Genomic DNA, 25,582 nt, shown 5'->3' with positions numbered 1-25,582 from the left:
TTCGGTCACTGCCCGGCGCCGTCCCCCGACGACGCGCTCGCCAGCCCCGCGATCTCGCGGAGGCGCTCAGGTCGCGCGACCAGGTAGAGGTCGTCGCCCGCGGCGAGTTCGCGGCTCCGCGGGGGGATCGGCTCGATCGCGCCGCCCGACGAGCGCACGGCCGCGACCGTCGCTTCGAGCGTGCGGAGCGCCGCGCCGTCGAGGGCGCTTCCCGCCTGCACGGTCACGACGTCCATCGTCTCGTCGGCCGCGCGGAGGAGCGAGGTGAACTCCCGCTCGGCGCCGGGGTCGGTCGGCAGCGTCAGCAGGCGATAGGTCCCCTCCGGGTCGAGGCCAGCGACGTCGGCCTCGTCGAGGATGACCGTGGCGACGTCGTCGCCCGCCGCACGAAGTTCACCGCTCGCGACGCGCTCTGCGCTCCCGACGCCCGGCGCCTCCGCGTCGGTGTCGGCGCCGGTCTCGTCGGGCTCGACCCGCCGCCACAACTGCACCGCGTCGCCGGCGGACGCGCCGGCACCGGGGTCCGCCTGGACTGCGACGGCCGCGAAGCCGGGCGCGAGCGTGGTGCCGATGCCGGCGATGCGACGGCCGAGACCGAGTCGCGTGACCGCCCCGTCGCTGTCGAGTTCGAGGTCCACGTAGCCGACGGCGTAGTCCTCCTTGATTCTCGCGACGACGCGCTCGCGGAGGTCCTCGCCCCGGAGGTGCCGCGGCACGAGGAGCGTCTTGCCCGCCAGTTCCTCCTTCGTCGCGGGACGGACGGGGTCGTAGCCCTCGATGTCGTCGATGTCGCCCGGCTCCTCGGGGAGTTCGACCGGCCGGACGCGGCCGACGCTGCTGACGATCCGGCTCACGTCGGTGTCGAGCTGGCGGGAGCCCGCGATCGCGAACGCGCTCGTGGTGAGTCGGTCGCCGACTGCCCGACCCGCGGGCGAGACCACGACGGCCGCGCCGAGGGTCACCGCGTTGACGAGCACGGTCGACGGGTCGAAGATCTCCGTGGCGCCGGTCCCGACCGCGCGCTGGAACAGCCCGACGGCGTTGAGGTAGAGCGCGACGCCCGCCGCGCCGACGAGCGTTGCCAACCACGCGGGAATTTCCTCGCGCGCGTACCAGCGGTAGACGATGGCCGCGAGCGCGGCGAGCCCCGCGGCCAGCGCCGACAGCCCGAGGACCTGGATCCCCGCGCTCACGAGCGTCGGATCGTCCGGGATCGCGCCGCCGACCTGGAGTGGGGTCACGCCACCACCCCCGCGAAGGCGTCCAGGTCGCTCTTGCTCCCGACTACGAGGAGGTCGTCGCCGGCGTCGACCGCCTGGGACCCCCGCGGCGCGATCACCCACGAGCCGCCGTGGCGGACGGCGAGCACCGCGACGCCGTAGGCGTCCCGGACCGCCGTCTCGCCGAGCGTCGTCCCGGCGATGTCGGTCCCCTCGCGGACGGTGACGCGCCGGAAGCGCTTGCCGGTCCGTCGGAGGAGCCCGACGAGCTCGAACTCGCGTCGGCTCCCGCGGGACCGCACCGCCACCCTGACGTCGTCGGCCGCGAGCAGCGATGTCGCGGTCGCTCGCGACGCCGCGAGCGTGAGTCGGGCGCGACCGCCGGCCGCCGCCGGGGCCGTCGGTTCGGCGGCCACCGGCTGGTCTTCGTCCTCCGATAGGTCAGGCTCGGGCGTCGGTTCCGCCTCGGTCGCGTCCGCCTCGTCGACGACACCGAGCACGGTCGCCTCGTAGCGCTCGCCGTCGGCCCAGGCGATCACTTCGTCGCCGCGCGCGGCGCCGGTCGGCACGAGGGCCTCGACGGAGACGGCGCGCTCGCCGGGGTCGAGGTGCTTCGAGAGCCCGCTCGACGGCGGGGCGGCCACGATCGACGCCCGGCCGCGCTCGTCGAGGGTGACAGACACCTCGACGAGGTCGTAGTCGGTCCGGAGCGCGGCCTCGACCCGCGATTCGAGCTCCGGGAGCGGGAGGTCCGCGGGGAAGGTCCAGGTATCGTCCCTGATGGTCTCCCGGAGCGCGGCCGGTAGCGGCGGATAGCCTTCGAGGTCGCCGACGTCGCCGACGACGGAGATGCGGACCTGGCCGCGGCCGCCGACCAGCTCGACGACGTCCGCCGAGAGCGTCCGCTTCGTGAGTTCGCGCAGGCTGAGGCGCTTCGGCAGCGACGCGCCCATCTTGTCGCCCTGGCCGTGCGCGTAGAGCGTGCCCATCAGGACGACCAGGAGCGCGATCGTCAGTCGGAGCTGATTCGTCGAGCCGGTGAGGCTCGGGTCCGCGAGGGCCAAGAGGCCCCCGTTGAGCCCGGCGATCGCGACCCCGAGGGCGACGACCCCCAGCCCGGGTACGGTGATGCCCGTGAAGTACTTGAACCCGAATCCGAGCAGCCACGCGATGAGCGCGGGGACGAGGCCGGTCAGGATCCCCAGATAGAGCCCGTACAGAATTTCGACCGGGAGCGAAGCCATCGGTGGCCTCACTCGGCCCGGCGCTTTACGCTTTTCGAGCGCGAGCGCGAGATTCTTAAGGCGGCGGCGCGGGACCCGAACGTATGGCGATCTCTCGGGACTGGATCGGCGCGCGCGCCTCCGTCGTGCTGACGCTCGTCGTCGGCGTGGTCTCGGTCGTGACCGGCATCGCCAACATCGGCGTCGGCGGGGCCGCGGACTTCCTCTTCTTCGGCGTCGTCGTTCCGGGAGTCGTAAAGCAGATCACCGCGTTCACGGGCACGCTGACCGGCTTCGTCCTGCTCGTGTGTGCCTTCGGCCTCCGCCGGCGGCTTCGGAGCGCGTGGTGGGCGGCGCTGCTGCTCTTTCCGATCTCCGGACTGCAGGGGCTCCTCCAGTCCTCGCGCCTGTCGATCCCGCTCGTCGCGCTCTCGGCGTTCGCCCTCGTCATCGTGGGGCTGAACTTCCGCGCGTTCGACCGGGAGATCTCGCTGTCGACGACCCAGATCGCGTCGCTCGCGGCGCTCGCGGGCGCGCAGGGCTACGGGACCGCCGGCGCCTTCGCGCTCCGAGAGCACTTCAACAGCGTCGACACCCTGCTGGACGCCTTCTACTTCTCGCTCGTCACGGGGAGCACCGTCGGCTACGGCGACATCACCCCGACCTCCGCGGTCGGGAAGCTGTTCGCGCTTTCGGTGCTCCTGGTGACGGTCTCGTCGTTCGCGGTGGTGCTGGGGGTCGTCTTCACGCCGCTGATCGAAGCGCAGTTCTCGAAAGCACTCGGACGTATGACAGAAGAACAACTCGACGTACTCGACAACCACGTCCTCGTACTCGGCTTCGGGGACCTGACGGAACCGATTCTCGAAGAGCTCTCGGCGAAGGCGGACGTCCTCGTGGTCGTCCCCGACGAGGAGCGCGCGCGGCGCCTCTCCGATCGGGGCTACACGGTCCTCACAGACGACCCGAGCGACGAGGAGGCCCAACACCGCGGGAAGGTCGGGGTCGCTCAGGCGGTCGTCGCCGCGACGAACAACGACGCCGAGGACGCCCTGGCGATCCTGACCGCGCGGCAGCTCAACCCCGAGGTGACGATCGTCGCCGCCGCGACCCAGCGGGAGAACGTGAACAAGCTGAAGCGCGCCGGCGCCGACACCGTGATCAGCCCGGCGACCCTCGGCGCGCACTTCCTCGCGGAGTCCGCGCTCGGCGGCCACGGCGCCGAGGAACTCGAAGAGCGTCTGCTCGGCGCGGGCGAAGAGGACCTCGAAAGCGCCGCGGCGGCCGTCAGCGGAGCATCAGAGGCGGCCGACGAGTCGTTCTCGGAAGCGGACGGTGAGAGCGACACGTCGGCGTCGGGCGAGTCGGAGGACGCCGACGGGACCGGCTTCAGTTTCGACTCCGACACTGACGCGGAGCCGGACGCGGGAGACGCGCCCGAAGGCCGGGACGAGAACGAGGACGAGTAGCGCCTCGCTCGGACTCCGGCTCGGTCTCCCGCCTACGGCCGTCCCCGATCGAAGACCGCGACGTCGCAGTCCAGTTCCTGGAGCCGCTGGAACGTCGGCGGGGAGACGAACCGCGAGGCCGGCGAGCGCTCGCCGCTGGAGCCCAAGACGAGCAGGTCGTAGTTGCCGGCGTTCGCCGCGATGAAGTCGTCGACGTCGGAGCGGGCCACCCGGGTCTCGACGTTGCCGCTCACGGTCTCGACGAGGTGATCGAGGTGGGTCTCGGCGGTCCGGCGCTCGACCTCGCTCCCGATGCAGGTCGTGACGCTCACGGTCCCGCGGTCGCCGGTCAGCCGGGTGGCGAAGTCGATCATCCCGTGGGCGACGTCGCCCGGGCGGGCCACGAGCACCAGCACCCGGGTCCACCGCCGCCGGTCGAGCATCGATCGGAAGGCCACCGCGTCGAGGTCGCTCGCGAAGACGCCCCGGACGAACGACGACAGCGTGCCCCGGTCTTCCTCGTAGGGCGTCACGACGAGGTCGCAGTTGGCGTCCCGCGCGGCTTCGACCGTCGCGGTGACCGGATCGCCGGAGACGACGACGACCTCGCAGGGGACGCCGACGCGGGTGTGGATGCTCGCGGCGCAGCGTTCGAGCCGCTGGACGGTCTCGCGCATCAGCATCGGGCCCGACTCGGTCGAGCCCGCGTCGGGGTCGGCGTCGCCGGCGACCGCTCCGTCGCGCGCCGCCGCGTCGGAATCCGTCTCGGTGGGATCCGCCTCCTCGGGGCCGTCGGAGTCGCCGATCGACTCGTGGAACGGCGAGGGATCGTCGGGGTCGAACGCGTCCGCCCGCTCCTCGGAGACGACCTCCAGCAGGACTACCTTGCCCGCCTCATGGGCGGCCGCGAGGCGCGCGCCGAACAGCGCGGTCCGCTCGGCGGTCTCGCCGCGCATCGGAACGAGCACGTGGTCGTCGCCGTGGACCGTCTCGTAGAGGTACTCCGCTCGCTTCTCGTAGAAGCTCTCGCGCCAGATCACGAACGCGCCCGCGACGAACACCGCCGCGAGGAAAACGCTGACGACGTACGTGACGGGGTCGACGTCGCCGGTGACGAGCGCCAAGAGCGCCGTCGAGAAGGCCGAGGGCGCCTCGACGTGGCCCGCCCACGTCACGAGCCCGGTGAGGAAGATGGCGAGCGCGGCGCTCTCGGGGTGGACGAACGCGCCGCCGGTGTCGCCGTAGAGCCACGCCGTCGTCGAGTAGGCCGCCAGCCCGCAGAGCGCGCCCGAACTCAGGCTCGCGACGAAGCGGACCGGATCGGCGTGCCGGCCGTCGGGGTCGGAAAACAGCGTGTACGTCCCCGACGCCAGCGGCGGAAAGAGCAGGAACGACAGCGTCTGGACGTGGTTCGAGAGGTACGTGACGATCCCGATCACCACGGGGACGAAGAGGACGATCGAGAGGTGCAGCAGATTGTCGGTGTTCTGGATCCACCGCCGGAACTCCGAGAGCTCCCGGCGCTCGATCCGCCGGATGCGACTCCGCGCCGCGGCGAGGCGCTCTGCCGCCGCGTTGAAGAGCCGCTCGCCCAGCATCGCCTACGCGAGGTCGACGACGGCGTCCAGCGTGAGCGAGATCGCGCGCTCGACGTTGTTCTTCGCCTTCTCCGGGAGCTCCGAGTCGGAGTCGGCGCCCTTCTGGGTCCCCTCGACGAGGTTGCCGTCGACGGTGCAGATCGCGCCCGCGGCCAGGCCCTTCCGGCGGGCGAGCGAGAAGACCGCGGCGGCCTCCATCTCGACGCACAGGAGGTTCGCGGCCTCCCACTCCTCGACGTAGGCGTCGTTCTCGTTGTAGAACGCGTCGTCGGAGACGATCGGGCCGACGTGGACGTCCTCGCCGTTCGCCTCGGCCGAGTCGACGAGCGCCGAGAGCACGTCGTAATCGGGGACCGCGGGGATCACGCTGTCCTCGTAGCGCTTGGAGGTCCCCTCCTCCTTCGCGGCGCCGGTCGCGACCACCATGTCGCCGATCTCGATCCCGCGCTGGAGCGCGCCGGTCGTCCCGACGCGGATCAGCGTCTCGACGCCGACCGCCGAGAGTTCCTCGACGGCGATGGCGGCCGAGGGACAGCCGATGCCGGTCGAGCAGATCGTCAGCGGCACGCCCTCGTAGGTCGCGTTCACGACCTTGTACTCGCGGTTCTGCGCGACGGTCTCGGCGTCCTCGCACTGGTCGGCGATCCGGTCGACCCGGCCGGGATCGCCCGGGATGAGCGCGGTCTCGTGGACGTCGCCCGACTCGACCAGGAGGTGGGGTTGTTTCGCCATACGGACACCTCACGGGAGACGGTGAAAAGCGACCCGGTCGATCGAGCGGCGGCCGGGACTCGGCCGGTTTCGGCCCGGACTCAGAGCAGCGTCGTCGCCGCGGGCACGCTCACGCCGAGGACGATCCCGAAGACGACGGTCGAGCGGAGCCACTGCCCCCGGACCGCGGTCGCGCGCTCCTCGTAGATCCGGCGGCCGGCCCGCGGGAGCACTAGGTGGGCGAAGAAGCCGTAGACGAACCCCGAGACCAGGAGCGTCGCGAGTACGTGCGGGAAGGCGGCGACGCCGCCGAGGGCGACCCCCGGGCCGGCGAGGGCCGCCGACGCGAGCCCGAACGCCAGGTACGCCGCTGCGTACAGGAGCCCCGCGACGCCTCCGGTGACGTGGTGGAAGACGAACGCGGACTCGAACGACACCTCCTCGGCGCCGACCCGGCGGAGCGTGCCCGCGGCGACGTACGCCGGCGTGAATCCGTGCTCCTGGTTCGCCATCGGGACGTCCATCACGAGCGCTCCGAGCAGTCCGCAGACCGCAGCGAGCAGCGCGAAGCGGACGACGGGCGTGCCGCCGACGACGAGGGCCAGTGGAACCGTCACGAGTCGGTCTCCTCTCGCCCCGCGAGCAAAAGGGCTCCGCTTCGACGACTCGCGCCCCGCGACGCCATCAATCGTGCGGGACGCCGTCGATCGACGTCCGTGACCGCCGAGACGGACGCCGCTCCGTTCACTCGCCGATGAACGCGCGGATCTCCTCCCAGGTGAGCGTCGTCCGCGCGCCGGGGACCTTCGAGGCGAGCGCGCCGCAGGCGTTGCCCACCGCGAGCGCCCGCTGGTCGGAGCCGCCGTCGGCGAGCGCCGCGATGAAGCCCGCGGCGAAGGCGTCGCCCGCGCCGGTCGTGTCGACGGCGTCGATCGGATAGCCCGGGTGGGCCGTGCGCTCGTCGCCCCGGCGGATCTCGGCCCCCTCGGGGCCGTGTTTCAGGACCAGCGTCTGCTCGGCGAGATCGAACGCGTCGAGGGCGAGCGCCGCCTCGCGGTCGTTGAGAAAGAGGTAGTCGACGGTCGTGAGCGCCGGGCCGTATCCCCGGTCGTCGATCCGCCGCCCGGGGTCGAAACTGACCGGGACGTCGAGCTCGCGCGCCCGCTCGGCCAGCCGCCGCGCGGTCTCGGGGTCCTGGCTCGTCAGGTGGAGGTGGTCGGCGGCCGCCAGTTCCGAGTCGGGGAGATCGGCCGCGGTGAACGCCTCGTTGGCGCCGGGACAGCCGAGCACCATCACCTCGCCGGAGGGCTCGACGACGATGTACTTCGTCGTGGTCTCCAGTTCGCCGGTCACGACGACGTTCGAGACGTCGACGCCGTTTTCGGCCAGTTCGTCGCGGGCGACGTACCCGTGTTCGTCCTCGCCGACGCTCCCGAGCAGCGACGCGTCGACGTCCAGGTCCGACAGGCCGTTGGCGACGTTGGCCGCGCTCCCGCCGCCGCCGCGCCGGCGCGAGTCGACCGTCACCTCGCCGTCGGGCGACGGCAGCGCGTCGACGCGGAGCGTCACGTCCCAGTTCAGGTGTCCGGCGCAGATGACTCGGGGCATTTCCCGAGACGACGCTCCCGCGTCACAAAAGCGCTCTGTCGCTTCGCCCGCCCCGGGGATCACCCGGGCGCGGAGATCGTAAACAGCAGGACGTTGTGGACGGCCGGCCCCAGGCCGACGGCCGCGACGAAACCGAGGAGGAGCTGCGACTGCGTTGGATCCTCCTCGATCAGGTCCGCGAACAGCCAGACGACCACGGCCGCGACCGCGATCTTCACGACGACGAACAGCCAGCCCCCGCCGATCGCCCCCGCGGTCGGGAGCCCGGCGGCGAACTCGATCACGATCCGCGACAGCGGCGTCCGCTCGCCGAAGCCTAGCAGGTCGACGCCGACCGCCGTCGAGACGCCGTCGAGCGTGTGGGCGAAGACGGCGAAGGCGCCGAGCGCGCCCGTCCGCGCCACGTCCGGGACCGCTCGCGTCAGAAGCGTCCAGACCGCCGCGGAGAGGGCCAGCGCGACCGCGACCCCCGCGGCGGGGAGCGCGGGCGAGAGCGTCCCGGCCGCGGCGCCCGCGGCGAGGACTGCGCCGACGGCGACGAGCGCGAGCAGGCCGCCCGTGCCCGCGAGCGCCCCCGCGACGGTCGGTCCGTCTCCGGATCCGTCGAGCAGTTCGTCGACCGCGAGCCAGGCGGTCGCGGCGGCGATCGCGACGCTGAGGTACACCGCGGGCGTGCCCGCGAGGGGGCGGATCACGCTGGGGAGCGCGTCGACCACGTAGAGGACGTGGGCGGCCGATCCGAGCACCATCCAAGGCGCGAACGCGAGCACGCGCGCGGGCGTGACCCGCGGGCGACGGCGGCGCAGGGCCAGTCCGACGATCCCGCCCGTCGCGACCAGGACGAGGAGATACGCGGGCGGCGGGAGCGCGAACCCCTCGGGGAGTATCGCCATATCTCGGCGTCCGTTCCCGCGGGCAAAACGGTACCGAAGCGCTCCAGCGTCCCGGCACGGGGACACGGCCGTCCGACCCGGTGGCTTTTTTCGCTGGCCGTCGAGGGACGAGGTATGGACAGCGCCGAGTTCGCGGCCCGCATCGACCACACGGTGCTGGGCCCGGAGACGACGATCGAAGACGTCGAGCGGGTCCTCGACGAGGCCCGCGAGTACGGGATGAACGCCTGCATCCCGCCGTGTTACATCGCCGAGGCGGTCGAGTACGCGCCCGAGGTCACGATCGCGACCGTGATCGGATTCCCGCACGGCCAGCACTCGACGGCGGCCAAGCACGGCGAGGCGGTCGACGCCTGGCAGACCGGCGCCGACGAGCTGGACATAGTCATCAACGTCGGGCGGCTGAAGGCCGGCGACGACGAGGGCGTCGAAAGCGACGTCGCGGAGGTCGTCGCCGCGGTCCCGATCCCGGTGAAGGTCATCATCGAGACCGCGCTCCTCACGGACGCGGAGAAACACCGGGCCTGCGAGGCCGCCGTCGACGCCGGCGCCGACTTCGTCAAGACCTCGACGGGGTTCGCCGACGGCGGCGCGACCGTCGCGGACGTCGAACTGATGGCCGAGTACCTCCCGGTCAAGGCCAGCGGCGGCGTCGGCTCCTACGAGGAGGCAAAAGCGATGCTCGATGCGGGCGCCGAGCGCATCGGCGCGTCCTCCGGAGTCGAGATCGTCGAGGGGTTCCCCGGAGCGGACTGACCGCTACTCCTCGCGCATCTCGCCGAGTCGGTCGACGAGCGCGTCGGTGTCGACGTCGGACTCGACGGCGACGTCGCCGTCGTGGTCGTGTTCGTGGACGTTGAGGGCCTCGCCGTCGGTCTCCTGGTCCGCGCTCGCGTCCTGCTGTTCGGACTCGTCGTAGCTTCCGAATCCCATACCCGTTCGTTCAAACGCCGACGGAAGAACCACACGATGCGGCGGGCGTCCGGGTGGGTGTCTCTCCCACAACTGGAGCGACCCCATCGATTCCTGAAACCGTCGAAATCGACTTCGTCGATCGTCTAAACGCCGATCGAAAGATATGGAGTTATCCCGTTGGAGCGCAGTGACCGAGGTAGTCACACCCACAGGGACTCAGTATGTCTGGCAAATATGACTTAGTCATCGTCGGCGGCGGCATCAGCGGCGCATCGCTCCTCTACACGACGGCGAAGTTCACCGACATCGAATCGATCGCGCTGATCGAGAAGGAACCCGAGATCGCGGCGATCAACTCTCATCACACCAACAACTCTCAGACGCTTCACTTCGGCGACATCGAGACGAACTACACCTACGAGAAGGCAGAAAGCGTCAAGACCGGCGCCGAGCTGCTGGCGGGCTACCTGGAGAACCACGACGAGGACCGGGAGATGCACGCAAAGCGGAGCAAGATGGTGCTCGGCGTGGGCGACGACGAGGTCGAGAAACTGGAGACGCGCTACCACGACGAGGGCTTCGGCGACCTCTTCCCGAAGCTCCGCCCGATCGGGCGCGAGGAGATCGCCGAGATCGAACCGAAGGTCGTCGAGGGCCGCGACCCCGACGTCGACCTGCTCGCGCTCCAGACGCCCGACGGCTACGTCGTCGACTACGGCGCGACCTCGAAGTCCTTCGTCGAACAGGCCCGCGAGGAGGCCTCCGTCGACGTCTTCACGGGCACGAAAGTCGCGGACGTCACCCGCAACACCGAGGGCTACACGCTCACGACCGACCGCGGGCCCTTCGACTGCGAGGTCGCCGTCGTCGCCGCGGGCTCTCACAGCCTCCAGATCGCGAAGGAACTCGGCTACGGCGAGGATATGGCGCTCCTGCCCGTCGCGGGGAGCTTCTTCCTCGCGAACGACCTGCTGAACGGGAAGGTCTACACCCTCCAGATGAAGAAGCTCCCCTTCGCGGCGGTCCACGGCGACGCCGACGTCCACGACCCGAGCATCACCCGCTTCGGGCCGACGGCGAAGCTCGTGCCGGCGCTGGAGCGCGGCCGGCTCTCGACGGTCCCGGACTTCCTCGATGTCTTCGGCTTCGATCCGGCGTCGTTCCTGAGCTACGCCAACATCCTGGCCGACCGGATCCTCTTCCCGTTCGTCGTCCGGAATCTGCTCTACGACCTCCCGGAGGTCGGCCCGCGGGCGTTCCTCCCGCACGTCCAGAAGGTCGTCCCGAGCGTCGACCTCGACGACATCGACCGCGCGAGCGGCTACGGCGGCGTCCGCCCCCAGATCGTCGACACGAGCGCGAAGTCCCTGGATATGGGCGAGGCGAAGATCGTCGGCGACGACATCATCTTCAACATCACGCCCTCGCCGGGCGCCTCGACGAGTCTGAAGAACGCGATGCGCGACACCGAGACGATCCTGGAGTTCTTCGATGCGGACTACGAGTTCGACGAGGACGCCTTCCGCGCGGATACGATCGACAACTTCCCGCGAGAGGCGTAGATCCCCGCGAGAGTCGCCGACGCCGGTCGAGAGTGACGTTCGACCCGCACACGACCCGCCGTCTCGGGGGGAGGAAACGAAATCTGTCGTTTCCGTCGACCGGCGCCCGCGAATCGGCGAACCGACGGGATCTGCCGCGCGGAACCGACCGAACGAAAGACGACAAAACGGATTCGACGAAAATCGAATGTTCGTAAATCGTATTCGGGATTTTGAAAAATAGATTCAGAAGCCTTATCCGTATACCTCGCATTCGTCTATTTGCAATGGCAAACGGTACGGTTGACTTCTTCAACGACACGGGCGGTTACGGTTTCATCGAGACAGAGGACGCTGACGAGGACGTGTTCTTCCACATGGAAGACGTCGGTGGCGAGGATCTCACTGAGGGTACGGAACTCGAATTCGAGATCGAACAGGCCCCCAAGGGCCCCCGCGCGACGAACGTCGTCCGCGTCTAATCCGGTTCTACCCGTCGCCGCTCCGTAATACGAAGGCGACGACGATCCGCGATTTTCCGACAGTTACGAACGACAGTTGCGACGCCGACTCGGCGTCCGCTCTCACCCCGCTGAGTCCTGATGATGTCTGACGACATCATCAGCCCGCGCCCATCCGGTTCGGGCCGCACGTATCAGCGGGAAAGATTTACTCCGCTGCTGACAGTCTTTCGGGTATGTCCTCCGGCGACTTCTACCGCCAGCTCTTCGAGGAGGTCTCCGACGCGATCGTCGTCTACGACCCCGAGACGGCCGTCGTCGTCGACGCGAACCCCGCCGTCGCCGATCTCACCGGCTACTCGGTCGAGGCCCTCGTCGGCCGGCCGGTGACGCAGTTCAGCAGCGGCCCGCCCGAGGAGGTCGAGCGCGCCGCGGCGGAGCTCGTCGATCGGGCCGCCGAGCGGGACCAGCAGTTCGAGTGGCTGGTCGAACGGGCCGACGGCGAGATCAGGACGGCGGAGGTGTCGCTCCACCGCACGGAGATCGACGGCGACGACCGGGTGCTGGCGATCCTCCGCGACGTCACAGAGCGCGAGCGCGACCGGGCCGCCCTCGAAGAGAGCCGCCAGCGCCTCTCGCTTCTCACCCGGCACAGCCCCGACGTGTTCTGGATGTTCTCGGCGGACTGGAAGCAGTGCCTGTTCATCAACGATGCCTACGAGCGGATCTGGGGGCGGTCGACCGACGCGCTCGAAGCCGATCCGATGGACTTCCTCGCGGGCGTCCACCCCGACGACCGCGAGACGGTCCGGGACGCGATCGAGCGACTCGCGAACGGCTCGCGCGTCGAGACGGAGTACCGCGTCAACGAGGGCGAGGACTTCGAGCGCTGGGTCTGGGTCGAGGGCGTGCCGATCTACGAGGACGGCGAACTGACCCGGCACGTCGGCTTCGCGCGGGATATCACCCGCCGCAAGCGGCTCGTCTCCGACCTCCGCGAGCAGAACGAGCGGCTGTCGGCCCTGACCGAGAATGTCCCGGTCGTCCTCTTCGAGCTCGACGAAGACGGCGTGTTCGTGCAGTCGACCGGCCGCGGCCTCGACGCCCTCGGGCGGGAGCCCGGCCAGGTCGTCGGCCAGTCGATCGACGAGGTGTACGCAGGGCGTGAGGAGATCCGCGACGCGTGCCGCCGGGCGCTCGACGGCGAGTCGGTCTCGCGGACCGTCGAACTCGGGGACGTCGTCTTCGACGCGTGGTACGAGCCCGCATACGACGAGTCGGGTGACGTCGACGGCGTCATCGGCGTCGCGGTCGACGTCACGGAGCGCCAGCGGCTGGAGTCCGAACTCCGCGCCAACGAGCGCGCCCTCACGGACCTCCACGGCCGCGCCTCCCGGACGGGGCTTTCGATGGAAGAGCGGCTCCGGGAACTGCTCGACATCGGGCGTGAGCGGCTCGGCCTGCCGATCGGGTTCGTGACGCGCATCGACGGCCGGGAGCAGCGCGTCGTCGAGGCCGTCGGCGAGCACGAGGGCCTCCAGCCCGGAGCGACCCGGTCCCTGGAGGAGGCGTACTGCCGGCGGACGATCGAGCGCGAGGGCCTCCTCGGGATCCGGAACGCGCCCGAGGAGGGGTGGGCCGACGACGCGGCGTACCGGGAGTCGGGGCTGCGCTGTTACCTCGGCGGCAGGCTCGTCGTCGACGGCGAGCTCTACGGGACGGTCTGTTTCGCCAGTCCCGAGCCGAGGGACCGCGACTTCTCGGACGCCGAGCGGGCCTTCGTCGAACTGGTCGTCCAGTGGCTCGGCTACGAGATCGAGCGGGACCGCTACGAGTCCGAGCTCGAATCGCTCACCCGGGAGGTCGTCTCCATCCTCGAGGCCTCCCCGCTGGCCATCATCGAGGTCGACGCGTCCGCGGTCGTCCGGCGGTGGAACGACGCCGCGGAGTCGCTCTTCGGGATTCCGGAATCGGAGGCGGTGGGGACGAAGTACCCGGCGATCTCCGAGTCCAGGCGCCCCGTGTTCGAGGACCTCTTCGAGCGGGTGATGGCGGGCGAGACCGTGACGGGCGTCGAGGGCTCGATCGAGCGGCCCGACGGGACGCGGCGCGACCTCTCGATCAACGCCGCGCCGGTCACCGAGGCGGACGACGGGACCGGGGGCGCCGTCGTCACCGTCACGGACGTCACCGGCGAGCGGCGGCGACAGCGCCGGCTCGACGCGCTGCGGCGGGCGACCCAGCGGCTCGTCGAGGCCCACACCGACGACGCGGTCGCTTCGATCGCGGTCGAGGCGCCGTCGGAGGCGGTCGGCTTCCCGGCGGCCGCGGTCTGGCGCCACGACGAGACGACCGACTCCTTCGACCGGCTCGCCGCGACGGACGCCTGGAGGGAACTGGTGGGCGAGGGAGCCGCCCTCTCGGCGGCGACTGCGGGCGACGGGATCGACGTCGTCCGCGACGCGTTCGAGACGGGACAGCGGACGCGGCTCGGCGACTTCCGGGGCGGGTGGGCGACATCGGACGGCCTCGATGCCATCGGGTCGGCGGTGGCGGTCCCCGTCGGTCAGTGGGGCGTCCTCGCCGTCGCCGCCGAAGCGCCCGACGCCTTCGACGAGACGGACGCCAAGGTGCTGGAGACGCTCGCGGGGGCCCTCGAAGCCGCGTTCGCGAGCGTCGCGGACGAACAGCAGATCCGCGCGAACGAGCGCGAACTCAGGCGGCAGAACGAGCAGCTGGAGGAGTTCGCCCACGTCGTCGCCCACGACATCCGGGGCCCGCTCACGGCCGCCCGGGGCTTCCTCGAAATCGCCCTGGAGACCGACGCCGATGAGCACTTCGGGCGCGTCGCCGACGCCCACGCGCGGATGGAACGGATGATCGACGACCTCCTGACCCTCGCGCGGCAGGGCCGCTCGATCGCCGAGCGCGAGCCCGTCGACCTCGCCGCGTTGGCGGAGACCGCGTGGACGCAGGTCCGCGGGGACGCGAGCGTCGAGATCGAGGCGGGCCTGCCGGTGGTCTCGGCGGACGCCTCCCGGCTGGAGGAGGTGCTCGCGAACCTCTTTCGGAACGCGGTCGAGCACGCCGATCCCGGCGTCACGGTCAAGGTTGGTCCCCTGCGAACAGGCGAAGGCGACGCCGTCGAGGGGTTCTTCGTCGAGGACGACGGCCCCGGGATCCCGGCTGAGAAGCGCCCGCACATCTTCGATTTCGGTTACACGACCGATCCGACCGGGACGGGGCTGGGGCTCTCGATCGTCGAGGAGGTCGTCGAGGCGCACGGCTGGTCGGTGCGGGCGACGAGCGGGCGCGACGGCGGCGCGCGCTTCGAGATCGACACCAGCGGCCCGGCCGCGGTGACCCTGGACTGACAATAGCCATCCTGAGAGCGGACGCTCGGAGCGGAAGCGGCGCGTCGTGTCAGGTTCGATAAAATATATGCGGGCGTCGGACGGACTGCCGTGCGTGAGCGTTTCTATCACCGGGACGATCCGCGGGATGGCGAACCGCGCGAACCCCGCCTTCGGGGTCGGCGCGGTCGTCCTCCCGCTCGGACTCCTGCTCGCGGCGATCGCGTTCGGAACGGTACAGCAACTGACCTACGTCCACGTGATGGCCGGCGTCCTCTGGACCGGCACCGACCTGTTTATGGCGCTGGTCCTGGGGCCGGTGCTGGGCGGCCTCGACGTCGACGAGCGCGCCGAGGTGTTCCAGCGCTTCACGCCGAAGATGGCGTTCCTGATGCCGACCCTGGCGTTCACGACGATCATCGGCGGGATGGTCCTCGCGAGCGAGATGGGCTACCTCCCGGGGCTCGCGGCCTGGGGCGGCGTGTTCTCGGTCGTAGCGATGGGGCCGGCGCTCGCCGCGGTCGCGTTCCAGTTCGACGCCTTCACCGACTGGCGCTGGCTCGCGCTGTTCGCAATCATCGTCGGCGGCGGCGCGGTCTCGCTGGTGGCGAACCTCGGCGCGCTGGCGATGCCGGGGCTCCCGATCCTCCTCGCGCTCGCCATCGTCAGCGTGCTCACGATCCTGGGCTTCGGCGTGCTGATGCCCGGCGAAGCGCGGATGTATCTGGAGATGACCTCCTCGGATCCCGACGCCGACCTCATCGGGCGGATCGGGATGCGCAACGCGAAACTGAGCGGACTCCAGGGCGTCTTGCAACTCAGCATCGTTGCCGTGATGGTGTACATCCGCTGGGGGAGCCTGGGCTTCTGAGTTCGCGGTTTCGATTCGGCCACGTTCCGGTTCCCACTCGATAAGAATCCTCGGCAGGTGTATTTGTACTCCGTACGACTGTCCAGATAGGAGGTGACTCCAATGGCAATCGAACACCTGGAACGGCAGACGTTCGGCGCCGAACTCACGCCGCTCGAACGCCTCGTCGCCGGGGTCTGTGCGGTCGCGGGAGGCATCGGTCACGCGCTGCTCGCAGCGGCGTTCGCCACACTGCTGTACGTGCTGCTCTTCGTGGCGTGAACGACATCTCTCGGTCGTCTCATTCCTTCTCGCGGTGAATCCGGGCGGGTGCGAACTGGTCGGCCCAGTACCTACTCCGTTGCCGCCGCCGTCGCCGTTCCGTTGGTCGACTCGTTCGTCCGGACGCGGACGTACCGCTGGCCGACGGCCTCGTCGAGCAGGCTGTCCACGGGCGCGCGGTCGTCGGTCAGCACGGGCACGTCGTCGGTCGGCTCGCCGCGTCGGTACGACGACAGATCCGCGGCGAGGTCGATCCCGATGTCGCGGCGGTCGTTCCGCCCCTGGAGTTCCGATTCAGACACCAGCCCCGTCTGCTTCGTCGCGATCACCTCGATGTTCTGGACGACCGGCCCCCCGGCGGTCGGGAAGCTGTACACCCGCGGGAAGACCTGTTCCATCGTCTTGTACTCCGCGCGGTAGAAGTCGGAGGCGGGCCCCGTCGGCGCCGCGATGAGGTTCGCGAGCAGGACCCCGTCGTCGTCCAGCCGGTCGGCGGCGAGGCGCATAAACTCCACCGTGGTCAGTTGGAACGGCACCGAGTCCTTCCGGTAGGCGTCGAGGACGATCACGTCGTAGGTGCGGTTCGTCGATTCGAGGAACTGCCGGGCGCCGCCGACGTGGACGTTCATCCGCGGTGAGTCGGGGATGCCGAAGTAGCGGTCGGCGGCGTCGACGACCGCGGGGTCGAGTTCGACGACGTCGACGGTGACGTTCGGGTAGGTCTCGTGGAAGATCCGCGGGCCGGTGAATCCGCCCCCGCCGACGAACAGCACGCGGTCGACCGCGTCGGCGTCCTCGGTGAAGAGGAGCGGCGCGTGGAAGTACCGCGTGTACTCGAAGACGTGCCTGTCGGGGTCGGTCAGGTCCATCGCGCTGTGGCGCTGGCCGTCGAGGTACAGCGTCCTGACGTCGCCGCGGTCGACGACCTGGAGTTCCTGGTAGGCGGTCTGTGTCCCGTAGACCGTCTCGCCCGCCACCGCGGGGCCGAGGCCGCCCGTCGCCGTCGCGGCGACGAGCGCCAGGGCGACGACGCCGACGCGGAGCCCGGCCGTCCCGCGGAGGTCGGGCGCGGTGACCGCTGCCGCGGCGACGAGCGCCGTCAGCCCGAGCACGAGGCCGATTTGCGGGACCGAGAGCGTCGGCACGAGGAGGTAGGTCGTCCCGAACGCGCCGACGATGCTGCCGACGGTCCCGACGGCGTAGACGTGGCCCGCGGTCGCGCCCACGTCGCCGCCGGCGAGCTCGGCGGTGTAGGGACTCACGTAGCCCAGGAGGTACGTCGGCGGGCCGAAGAGGAGCGTGATCGCCGGCAGCGACGCGAACTCGCTCGGGAGCGGGAACAGCTCCGTCGCCTGCACCGCGGCGTCGCCGATCAGGATCACGCCCGCGACGTAGAGCGCCGTCGCCAGGAAGATCCAGCCGAGCCGGCCGTAGGAGGCGTTGCGGGCGGCGCGCTGGCCGCCGCGGTGGTAGCCGAGGCTCAGGGCGGCGAGGAAGACGCCGATGATGCCGCCCCACGTGTAGATGCTGTTGCCGAACGCCGGTGCGAGGATCCGCCCGGCCAGGATTTCGAGGCCCATACTCGTGACCCCGGAGACGAAGACGGCCGTCTCGGCCCGGGAGGGTCGCCGACTGGGGAGCCGGAGGTCCATCGCCGGTACCCTGGGTCGGCAGCGACTTCAACGACTCGTTCGCCGAACCGAGCCGACGGGACGAGAAAGGAGGATATAGGATGCCCCAGCCGAAAGCACCCACAGAGCCATATGTTCGAGCGAATCTTGCTCCCGACGGACGGCACCGAGTCGATGGACGCGGTCGTCGAGACCGCCGCCGACATCGCCGTCCAGCGCGATGCCGAGGTACACGTCCTCTACGTCATCGACGACCGGGCCTTCCTCACGCTGCAAGACGAGATGAAGACCGAGGTCGTCGCCGAACTGGAGGGCGAGGGCGAGGCCGCCGTCGACCGCGCGGCGACCCGCCTGCGCGAGGCCGGCATCGACGTCACGACCGCGATCCGCGAGGGCGACCCCGCAGAGCAGATCCTCGGGTACAGCGACGAGGTCAGCGTCGACCTCATCACGATGGGGACCCGCCGCGGCGACTACACCAACAATCTGATGGGCAGCGTCTCCCAGAAGGTCGTCGCCCGCGCCGACGTCCCGGTGCTGACGACGAACCTCGCCGTCGAGGAGTGACCCGACACGCGGCGGCGTCGCCCGCTTCGCGTCTCCTCACTCCGCGTCGGAATCGAAGTCGAGCGCGACCGAATTGATGCAGTAGCGCTTGCCCGTCGGCTCGGGACCGTCCTCGAAGACGTGTCCGAGGTGCCCGCCGCAGTTCCGACACAGCACCTCGATGCGGCGCATCCCGTGGCGCGTGTCCGTCCGCGTCTCGATGGCGTCCTGATTGGCGTCGTAGAACGCCGGCCAGCCGGAGCCGGAGTCGTACTTCGTCTCGCTGTCGAAGAGCACCGCGCCGCAGCCCGCACACCGGTAGCTGCCGTCGTCCTTCTCGTCGAGGTACTCGCCGCTGAACTTCGGTTCCGTCCCGCGGGCGCGGAGGATCTCGTACTCCTCCTCGGAGAGCCGCTCGCGCCATTCGTCCTCTGAGTCCGGGACGTCGTCGCGTCCGCTCTCGACGGGTGTCTCGTCGGCCATACCCGCAGTTGGGGCTGGAGCGCCAAGAGTCTCGCCCCCGAGGGGGTTACTCCTCGTCGCGCTTGAGCAGCGAGGGGAACCGCAGCCGGCCGAGTTCGTCGATGTCGAAGCCGTCCAGCGCGCCGGGGCGGTCCACGACCTCGGGGACGTCCGTGGACGGGTCGACAGACAGCGACTCGCGGGCGGGCGCGGGCGAGTCGGCGGCCTCGATCAGCTCCTCCCAGGCGCCCTCGTCGGTCTCGTGGTTCGGGCGGACGTCCCGCACCTCGCGGCGCCCCTCCTCGAACGCCAGATCGAGGACGCTCCGCTCGTAGGCCGTCGACGCGAGCCCGCGGAGCCGCTTTCGCTCCTCGGGGAACTCGTGGCCAAGTTCGGTTGCGATCCCGAGCGCGTACATCCGCTCTACGGCCTCCTCCGCGGAGAGCGACTCCCAGCCGACGTCGAAGGCGCGTTCGTACATCTAGAAGTCCACCCGTTTGGTCGGGTCGACGACGATCCCCTCGTCGGTGAACGACAGCGACCGGATGTCGGAGTCGATGTCTGTCCCCCGCATCTTCACGACCTGGATCCCCCGCCGCATCCCGGTCGCCTCCAGGTAGTTGTGGAAGAAGATGACCCCGTGGGCGAGGAAGTGCTCGTCGGCGTAGGCGCTCGGGTCTGTCATCTCCGAGATGAGAAGCGTCGTCGCATCGCAGGTCTTCAGCGCCGTGAGGAACCGCGTCATCTCCTCTTCGCCGTCGGCGAAGAAGAGCTCCAGGAGCATCGTCGAGTCGATGACGAGCCGGTCGATGTCCCGGGAGTTGACGAAGCCGACGATCTTGTCGGTCAGGCCCTGGACGCTGGAGGGGTTGCCGCTCCCCGAGGACTGATTCAGGAGCCGCGTGCCCTGCTGGCCGGCGAGGTTGACAAAGCGGAACTGCTCGGAGCTCGTGAGCGTCTCGAAGCCGAACTCGTAGTTCGACATATCCTCGACGAGCTCGTCGCGCGACTCGTGCATCGTGATGTACAGGCAGTTCTCCCCGTTCCGGAGCCCCTCGGCGATGAACTGGGCCGTGAACGTGGTCTTCCCGCTGCCGGGTGGGCCGGAGAGGACGTACAGCCGCCCGGGGAGGAAGCCGCCCTGGATCAGGTGGTCGAACCCGCTGACCCCGCTCGGAATCCGCATACTGGCAGGTCCGTCGACCCGCCTCATAACCGTTCCGGGCTAATTTTCACGCAGCGTAACGCCAGGAAGGTCTCGGAGCGACCGCAGCGAGTCGAGTTCGTACGTCGGCTCCGCGTCCAGCATCGTGTCCGCGCGGTGGGGGCGTCGCAGGAACGCGGAGTCGACGCCCGCCCGGTGTGCGGCCAGCACGTCGGTCTCGCTGTCGCCGACGAACAGCGCCGACTCGGCGCCGAGGTCGTCGAGGGCGCGCTCCAGGTAGTAGGGTGCGGGCTTCTTCCGGCGGAGGCTCTCGACGGTCGGCTCCCTGCCGTAGGCGGTCCCGAAGAGGGATTCGAGTCCGTGGTGGCGGAGGATCGCGTCGATCGTCGCCTGTTGGTTCGTGCTGACGATTCCGAGCGGGGCCGCGAGGTCATCGAGCACGTCGATGTCGGGGTAGCGGTCCGTCTCGCCGCCCTCCATCGCGCTGATCTGCGCCGCGCTCGCCGTCCGCTCGCGGGCCGCCCAGAAGTCGTCCACGTCGACGCCGTACGCGCCGCAGACCCGCGTTAGGGTCTCGGGTGTGACGCCGTAGGCGACGGCCTCGACGTCCTCGTCGGCCGGGTTCTCGATTCCGACGGCGGCGAACGCCTCGCGCGCGGCCGACCGGAGAAGCTCCACACCGGGCCGTTCGACCAGCACGCCGTCGTTGTCGAAGACCACCGCGTCGTACTCCATACGCGGTCCTGGGTGGTGGGCGGTGAAATACCTGCGGGACGGCGCCGACCGGGCCGACCGGCCCGAACGCTGAAGCCCGGACCGTCCTTCTACCCGCTGTGAGCGACAGCGCAGAGCAAGCGGACGGATCGACCCCACGGCTCGGTGTCGTCGGCGCGGGCGCGGCCGGCGCGGCCGCGGCGTACGCCCTCCGCGACGCCGACGTCGCGGTGACCGTCTTCGAGAAGAGCGGCGGCGTCTGCGGCCGGGCGGCCACCCGGCGGCGCGACGGCTGTTACTACGACCACGGCGCCAACTACGTGAAGGAAGCCGACGAGCGGACGGCCGCGCTCCTCGAAGAACTGGGGACCGAGGGCTTGGTCGAGATCGACGAGCCGGTCTGGACGTTCGACGGGGAGGGGACCATCGAACCGGGCGACCGCGAGTCGACAAAGCGGACGTGGACCGAGGGTATCACCCAGCTCGCAAAGCGGCTCTTCGACCGCGCGGGCACGACGGTCAACCGCCGGACGCGGATCGACGAGATCCGGGCTCGGGGGACAGACCGCGAGACCGATGCGGAGACCCGATGGGGGCTCACCGACACCGAAGGGAGCGAGTACGGCCCGTTCGACGCGCTGCTCGTCACGCCGCCGGCGCCGCAGACGGCCGAGCTACTGCGCGCGACCGACTGGGACGACGCGCGCCGCGAGGCGCTCGTCGACGCCGTCGACGCGGTGCCGTATCGGACGATCCGGACGGTCGTTCTCCACTACCCGTTCCGCGAATCCTACCCGTGGTACGGGCTCGTGAACCCCGACCGCGAGCACGCGATCGGCTGGCTCTCCCGCGAGGAGTGCAAGCCGGGGCACGTCCCCGACGGCGAGAGCCTCCTCGTCGTCCAGATGAGCCCCGCGTGGTCGACCGAGACGTACGACGACGCGCTCGCCGAGATCGAGTCCGAGGTCTGCGACCGCGTCGCCGACCTCCTGGGCGAGGACCGCTACCGCGACCCCGACTGGACCGACGATCAGGGCTGGCGCTACGCGCTCCCGGATTCGGCGGTCGACGCGGAGGCGATCCGGACCGCCGAGGACGCCAGGCTCTACTTCGCCGGCGACTGGGTCGCCGGCGAGGGCCGAGTCCCGAGCGCGCTCTGGAACGGCCACGAGACGGGCGAGCGCATCGGCGCGGCGCTGGACTGACGGAGTCGGCACCGGACGAGCGCGCCAGGCAGACAGGCTTTACTGCTACCGGCTCGTACGATCGCCCGTGTCGCTGACCGTCAGACTCGATCCCCACGTCCACTCCGAGGCCTCCTACGACGGGACCGACCCCGTCGAGCTCCTCCTCGAACAGGCCGCCGAGATCGGGCTCGACGCCGTCGTCGTGACCGACCACGACGTGATCCACGAGTCCGTCCGCGCGGCGGAGCTGGCGCCCCGGTACGGCCTGATCGGGATCCCGGGGGTCGAGGTCTCCACCGCCGACGGACACCTGCTCGCGCTGGGGATCGAGGAGATGCCCCCGCACCGCGCGCCGATGGCCGAGACGGCCTCGTGGGTCCGCGAGCGCGGCGGCGTCGCGATCGTGCCGCACCCCTTCCAGCGGAGCCGACACGGCGTGCGCAAACGCCGGCTCCGCGACGTCGACCCCGACGCGATCGAGGTGTACAACTCCTGGGCGTTCACCGGCTGGAAGAACCGCCGCGCGCGCCGCTACGCCAACGCTCGCGGCTATCCCGGCGTCGCGGGGAGCGACGCCCACAAGGTGGGGTACGTCGGCCGCGCCTACACCGAGATCGAGATCGAGGGGATCGAGCGCGCAGACCTCACCGCCGAGATCGTCCTCGACGCGATCCGCGACGGGGCCACGCGGGTCGAGGGCCGGCGGACGCCGATCCCGACCTCGGCGCGCCACTACGCCGGCGCGGGCGTCAGGAAGAGCGGCTTCTACGCGAAGTACGGCGCCTACCGCGGCGGCGCGCTCGCCAAGACGGGGGCGCTCGGCGCCGCGCGGATGCTGTATCGGCTCTCGCCGCTGTCCGGGTAGCTACGACAGCAGCGAAAATAGCATTGCGAACGTCGAGAGCGGCCGTTCTCAGACGTAGTCGATACCGTCCCAGGTCGGGCCGCCGCCGTGCCACTGGTGGTTCGTCGGGCCGCCGAGCGACTCTTCCTTCCACTCGATCGGCTCCCAGTCGGGCTCGAAGTTCAGATAGCCCGGCCCGGCGAACAGTTCGAGGCGGAGCTGGCTCGCGGGGTCCTTGACGTACATACAGTCCGCGCGGGTGATCGCGTGCATCGCGGGCCCGTTGCTCCGGTTGTTGATCTCGATGCCGTGCTCGCTGCAGATGTCGGCGGCCGTCCAGAGGTCCTGGAGGCTGTCGAGGTGGAACGCGACGTGGTGGAACTGCGTCGGGTCGCCGGGCTCCTCGCGGTGGATGGCGATGTCGTGGGGGAGCGGCGTGACGGCGTACCACCAGCCCCAGTACTCGCCGTTCTTGTCCTCGTAGCGCTCGTTCAGCTGGAAGTTCATCGCCTCGCGCAGCCACTCGTCGTGCTTGAACGCGTTCTCGCCGGGGTCGTTGACGTGGACGTGGTCGATCCGGCGGGGCGCGATCCGGTTGCCCACCGACTCGCTGTAATTCCGGTTCAGCAGACCGGAGCGCTTGCCCTCCGGGGCCTTCGGCTTCTCGACGTCCCAGTAGAACTCGTAGTTGTGGCCGAACTTGTCGACCCGGATCGCCTCGCCGATGCCGTTCTCCTCGCCGGCCTCGACGTGGGTGATCTCTTCGCCCTCGTCTTTCAGCTGCTGTTCGAGCTCGTCGAGAGCTTCCTCGCTCTCGGTCCGGAACGCGAAGTGGTCGACGCCCGTCTGGCCGCTCTCTGTCAGGCTGAGCGTGTGGTGCTCCCAGTCGCGCATGCCGCGGAGATAGGCGGTGTCGCCGTCGCGCTCTGTGACCTGGAAGCCCATCACCTCGTTGAAGAACCAGAGCGATTCGTCGAGGTCCGGCGTGTGCGCTGCGACGTGTCCGAGTTTGGCTACGGGGGATTGTCGTCGTTTCATGGTTGCGTTCGTGATGGTGAGTTCTCGCGGTGAACTCTCCTAGACGGTTGCTGATTCACCGGTAAAATGGTTATAGAAAGACCCCAAATATCGGGGGCATTTATAAGTCGATCCGGATCGATCCCGAATTATTGATCAGGCAGGGCGGCCTGGATGCGACCGTGACCGGAATCCGCGCGGAGGTGACCGTCGAATCCCCGCCCGACTGCCCGGCCGTTCGGGCGTCCGAGGCGGCCGACGCGCCGGCGACGTCGGTGACGAAGTCCGCACCCAGCGACCCCGACGCGCCGATGACAGAGGAGTTCGTGCTGGAGACAGACGAGGCGGCCCCGCTCGAAGACGGCCTCCCCGACGACGACCGGGAGTTCACGGAGGTCTTCTCGTACGGGTCCGAGCAGGTCTACCGCTTCGACCGCTCGCCCGACCGGAACTGCTTCTGCGAGTCGGTGGAGGCGTTCGGGTGCCCCGTCCGCGACGTCCACACCCGCGACGGGGCCCTGATGATCAGCTTCCACGCGCCCGACGTCGACACGCTCCGCGACGTGATCAGGCGGCTCGACGAGGGCTGGGACGGCGTCTCCGTCCATCGGCTCGTCCGCTCGGACGGGGACCGCGAGGAGTCCGATCTGGCCGTCGTCGACCGGAGCGCCCTCACCGCGCGCCAGCGGGAGGTGCTCGAAACGGCCCACGAGATGGGGTACTTCGAGCACCCGAAGCGCGCGAACGCCGGCGACGTGGCTTCGGAACTGGACATCGATCCCTCGACGTTCTCCGAGCACCTCGCGACCGCACAGGACAAGCTGTTGTCGGCGATCCTCGATTAGGTTAGGACTCGCTCCCGGCGCTCACCAGTTCGTCGTAGCGCGCGCCGGTCTGCTTCAGCGTCGCCGTCGAGTAGAGCCGCTCGTGATCGAAGGGGAGGTGCTCCGCCGCGAGTTCGTCGATCTTCGCGTCGACGGCGTCCGCCTCGCGGCCGTGGATCATCGTGAAGAGGTTGTACTCCCAGTCCTGGTCGGGGCGTCGCGGTCGGTGGTAACAGAGCGTCACGTACGGCAGTTCGCCGACGGCCTCGCCCCGCGCGTCGAGTTCGTCGTCGGGGACGTCCCAGACGACCATGCAGTTCGCGTCGAAGCCCGTGACGATGTGGTTCACCACGCAGCCAACGCGCTTGATACAGCCGTCGGCGAGGAGGCGCTCGACGGCGTCGACGACGTCCCCCGGATCGGCGCCGATCGCCTCGGCGACGTCGCGGTAGGGCGTCGCCGACAGCGGGAAGCCGTCCTGGATCTCGATCAGGAGGGCCGCCTCCAGTTCGGTGAGGTCGCCGACGGCCTCCTCGGAGATGCGCGTCGCGGAGGCGTCGGTCGCGGCGACGCTCTCGCGGGCGAAGGCGTCGTCGTTGACGACGGGGAACTCCAGGTCGATGTAGTAATCCGTTAGCATCGGGAGATTCAACACCGGACAGCCCGTGCGGTCTTCGATCTCCGCGAGGATCGCGTCCCGCTTCCGCCTCGAAGCCGCGGTGACGACGAACCACATATTCCAGGTGTGGTCGCGGCGGTAGTTGTGGTTCACCTGGCGGTAGCCGTTGATGACCTCGGCGACCTCGTCGAACCGATCTGCGGGCGCGGCGACCGCCGCGAGGGTCGAACTGCCGATCACCGGCGGATTCAGCACCGCGCCGAAGCGCCGGAAGATGCCCCGCTCGCGGAGGCGACGGACCCGTTCCAGCGCCTCCGCCTCGTCGATGCCGAGGTCCGCGGCGACGGCGCGGAACGGGCGCTCGACGACGGGAAAGCCGCTCTGGTAGTCGTCGATCAGGGCGGCGTCCACCGCATCGAGGTCGGCGCGCCAGTCCTCGTCCAGTGCGCTCATTGTCGACACCTGGGACC

26 protein-coding genes are annotated in these 25,582 nt (G+C 70.0%); 11 read left to right on the top strand and 15 right to left on the bottom strand.

Annotated elements, in window-relative coordinates; all coding sequences use genetic code 11:
* Window positions 1–5: 5 nt before the first annotated feature.
* Window positions 6–1,241 carry a DUF8167 domain-containing protein gene (locus OS889_RS10485; RefSeq protein ID WP_372389701.1) on the bottom strand — a complete coding sequence of 412 codons (1,236 nt, stop codon included), beginning with the start codon at window positions 1,239–1,241 and terminating at the stop codon, window positions 6–8.
* Entirely contained in the window at window positions 1,238–2,464 is a 1,227-nt protein-coding gene (locus OS889_RS10480) for a potassium channel family protein (protein WP_372389698.1), read from the bottom strand. Before OS889_RS10480 ends, OS889_RS10485 begins: the two co-directional genes overlap by 4 nt.
* 83 nt (window positions 2,465–2,547) lie before the next feature.
* On the opposite strand from OS889_RS10480, the gene OS889_RS10475 reads away from it, so the two are divergent.
* Entirely contained in the window at window positions 2,548–3,912 is a 1,365-nt protein-coding gene (locus tag OS889_RS10475) for an NAD-binding protein (protein ID WP_372389696.1), read from the top strand.
* Window positions 3,913–3,944: 32 nt separating this feature from the next.
* Here the strand turns inward: OS889_RS10475 and OS889_RS10470 are convergent, their stop codons facing one another.
* The 5 genes from OS889_RS10470 to OS889_RS10450 form a co-directional block, all read right to left on the bottom strand.
* Complete coding sequence (locus OS889_RS10470; protein ID WP_372389694.1) at window positions 3,945–5,489, bottom strand: universal stress protein; 1,545 nt, start codon at window positions 5,487–5,489, stop codon at window positions 3,945–3,947.
* A 3-nt stretch (window positions 5,490–5,492) separates the two neighbouring features.
* On the bottom strand, window positions 5,493–6,221 hold the full coding sequence (locus OS889_RS10465) for a guanosine phosphorylase (protein ID WP_372389692.1): 729 nt from the start codon (window positions 6,219–6,221) through the stop codon (window positions 5,493–5,495).
* Between the two features lie 80 nt (window positions 6,222–6,301).
* Complete coding sequence (locus OS889_RS10460; RefSeq protein WP_372389689.1) at window positions 6,302–6,817, bottom strand: hypothetical protein; 516 nt, start codon at window positions 6,815–6,817, stop codon at window positions 6,302–6,304.
* A 127-nt stretch (window positions 6,818–6,944) separates the two neighbouring features.
* Entirely contained in the window at window positions 6,945–7,808 is an 864-nt protein-coding gene (locus OS889_RS10455) for an ATP-dependent ribose-1-phosphate kinase (RefSeq protein ID WP_372389687.1), read from the bottom strand.
* 59 nt (window positions 7,809–7,867) lie between these two features.
* Window positions 7,868–8,701, bottom strand: coding sequence for a DUF63 family protein (locus tag OS889_RS10450; protein ID WP_372389685.1), 834 nt, complete (start codon window positions 8,699–8,701; stop codon window positions 7,868–7,870).
* Window positions 8,702–8,815: 114 nt separating this feature from the next.
* Between OS889_RS10450 and deoC the strand changes: the two genes are divergently transcribed.
* Window positions 8,816–9,457: a deoxyribose-phosphate aldolase gene (gene deoC, locus OS889_RS10445; protein ID WP_372389682.1), complete on the top strand. Its 642-nt coding sequence runs from the start codon at window positions 8,816–8,818 to the stop codon at window positions 9,455–9,457.
* A gap of 3 nt (window positions 9,458–9,460) precedes the next feature.
* Here deoC and OS889_RS10440 read toward each other — a convergent pair whose 3' ends face one another.
* Window positions 9,461–9,634 carry a DUF5786 family protein gene (locus OS889_RS10440; RefSeq protein WP_372389680.1) on the bottom strand — a complete coding sequence of 58 codons (174 nt, stop codon included), beginning with the start codon at window positions 9,632–9,634 and terminating at the stop codon, window positions 9,461–9,463.
* A gap of 203 nt (window positions 9,635–9,837) precedes the next feature.
* Between OS889_RS10440 and OS889_RS10435 the strand changes: the two genes are divergently transcribed.
* The 5 genes from OS889_RS10435 (at window position 9,838) to OS889_RS10415 (ending at window position 16,103) form a co-directional block, all read left to right on the top strand.
* A complete protein-coding gene (locus OS889_RS10435; protein ID WP_372389677.1) occupies window positions 9,838–11,178 on the top strand; it encodes an FAD-dependent oxidoreductase in 1,341 nt (446 codons plus the stop codon).
* Window positions 11,179–11,444: 266 nt separating this feature from the next.
* Window positions 11,445–11,639, top strand: a complete 195-nt coding sequence (locus tag OS889_RS10430; protein ID WP_089766429.1) for a cold-shock protein — start codon at window positions 11,445–11,447, stop codon at window positions 11,637–11,639.
* A gap of 215 nt (window positions 11,640–11,854) precedes the next feature.
* Window positions 11,855–14,992 (top strand): PAS domain S-box protein, encoded by a 3,138-nt coding sequence (locus OS889_RS10425; RefSeq protein WP_372389675.1) that lies wholly within the window; start codon window positions 11,855–11,857, stop codon window positions 14,990–14,992.
* Between the two features lie 94 nt (window positions 14,993–15,086).
* Window positions 15,087–15,842, top strand: coding sequence for a hypothetical protein (locus OS889_RS10420; protein WP_372389672.1), 756 nt, complete (start codon window positions 15,087–15,089; stop codon window positions 15,840–15,842).
* Window positions 15,843–15,944: 102 nt separating this feature from the next.
* Window positions 15,945–16,103, top strand: coding sequence for a hypothetical protein (locus OS889_RS10415; protein WP_372389670.1), 159 nt, complete (start codon window positions 15,945–15,947; stop codon window positions 16,101–16,103).
* Window positions 16,104–16,174: 71 nt separating this feature from the next.
* Here the strand turns inward: OS889_RS10415 and OS889_RS10410 are convergent, their stop codons facing one another.
* Window positions 16,175–17,755 carry a spermidine synthase gene (locus OS889_RS10410; RefSeq protein ID WP_372389668.1) on the bottom strand — a complete coding sequence of 527 codons (1,581 nt, stop codon included), beginning with the start codon at window positions 17,753–17,755 and terminating at the stop codon, window positions 16,175–16,177.
* A 111-nt stretch (window positions 17,756–17,866) separates the two neighbouring features.
* Between OS889_RS10410 and OS889_RS10405 the strand changes: the two genes are divergently transcribed.
* Window positions 17,867–18,301, top strand: coding sequence for a universal stress protein (locus OS889_RS10405; RefSeq protein WP_372389665.1), 435 nt, complete (start codon window positions 17,867–17,869; stop codon window positions 18,299–18,301).
* A 36-nt stretch (window positions 18,302–18,337) separates the two neighbouring features.
* Here the strand turns inward: OS889_RS10405 and msrB are convergent, their stop codons facing one another.
* Genes msrB through OS889_RS10385 form a run of 4 tightly spaced genes read right to left on the bottom strand, consistent with a single transcriptional unit; the run spans window position 18,338 to window position 20,642 of the window.
* The gene (gene msrB, locus OS889_RS10400; protein WP_372389663.1) at window positions 18,338–18,763 is read right to left on the bottom strand and encodes a peptide-methionine (R)-S-oxide reductase MsrB; all 426 of its coding nucleotides are present in this window, start codon (window positions 18,761–18,763) and stop codon (window positions 18,338–18,340) included.
* A 46-nt stretch (window positions 18,764–18,809) separates the two neighbouring features.
* Window positions 18,810–19,223, bottom strand: coding sequence for a DUF8057 family protein (locus tag OS889_RS10395; RefSeq protein ID WP_372389660.1), 414 nt, complete (start codon window positions 19,221–19,223; stop codon window positions 18,810–18,812).
* Window positions 19,224–19,928, bottom strand: a complete 705-nt coding sequence (locus OS889_RS10390) for an RAD55 family ATPase (protein ID WP_372389658.1) — start codon at window positions 19,926–19,928, stop codon at window positions 19,224–19,226. It lies immediately after the preceding gene.
* A 39-nt stretch (window positions 19,929–19,967) separates the two neighbouring features.
* Window positions 19,968–20,642 carry an HAD family hydrolase gene (locus tag OS889_RS10385; RefSeq protein ID WP_372389656.1) on the bottom strand — a complete coding sequence of 225 codons (675 nt, stop codon included), beginning with the start codon at window positions 20,640–20,642 and terminating at the stop codon, window positions 19,968–19,970.
* Window positions 20,643–20,740: 98 nt separating this feature from the next.
* Here OS889_RS10385 and OS889_RS10380 point away from each other — a divergent pair, with 98 nt between their 5' ends.
* Both OS889_RS10380 and OS889_RS10375 read left to right on the top strand, forming a co-directional pair.
* Window positions 20,741–21,826: an NAD(P)/FAD-dependent oxidoreductase gene (locus OS889_RS10380; RefSeq protein WP_372389654.1), complete on the top strand. Its 1,086-nt coding sequence runs from the start codon at window positions 20,741–20,743 to the stop codon at window positions 21,824–21,826.
* Between the two features lie 67 nt (window positions 21,827–21,893).
* Window positions 21,894–22,673, top strand: coding sequence for a CehA/McbA family metallohydrolase (locus tag OS889_RS10375; protein ID WP_372389652.1), 780 nt, complete (start codon window positions 21,894–21,896; stop codon window positions 22,671–22,673).
* Window positions 22,674–22,721: 48 nt separating this feature from the next.
* Here the strand turns inward: OS889_RS10375 and OS889_RS10370 are convergent, their stop codons facing one another.
* The gene (locus tag OS889_RS10370) at window positions 22,722–23,690 is read right to left on the bottom strand and encodes a VOC family protein (RefSeq protein WP_372389651.1); all 969 of its coding nucleotides are present in this window, start codon (window positions 23,688–23,690) and stop codon (window positions 22,722–22,724) included.
* Window positions 23,691–23,851: 161 nt separating this feature from the next.
* Here OS889_RS10370 and OS889_RS10365 point away from each other — a divergent pair, with 161 nt between their 5' ends.
* Window positions 23,852–24,514, top strand: a complete 663-nt coding sequence (locus OS889_RS10365; protein ID WP_372389650.1) for a helix-turn-helix domain-containing protein — start codon at window positions 23,852–23,854, stop codon at window positions 24,512–24,514.
* A 1-nt stretch (window position 24,515) separates the two neighbouring features.
* Here the strand turns inward: OS889_RS10365 and ahbB are convergent, their stop codons facing one another.
* On the bottom strand, window positions 24,516–25,565 hold the full coding sequence (gene ahbB, locus OS889_RS10360) for a siroheme decarboxylase subunit beta (protein WP_372389649.1): 1,050 nt from the start codon (window positions 25,563–25,565) through the stop codon (window positions 24,516–24,518).
* Window positions 25,566–25,582 lie beyond the last annotated feature (17 nt).

Origin of the sequence: Halobellus sp. MBLA0158, assembly GCF_041477585.1 — an archaeon.
In the GTDB taxonomy this organism is placed as follows: Archaea; Halobacteriota; Halobacteria; order Halobacteriales; family Haloferacaceae; genus Haloquadratum; species Haloquadratum rubicundus.
The sequence above is the reverse complement of the archived record's forward strand: the minus strand, read 5'-3'. Positions and strand labels throughout refer to the sequence as shown.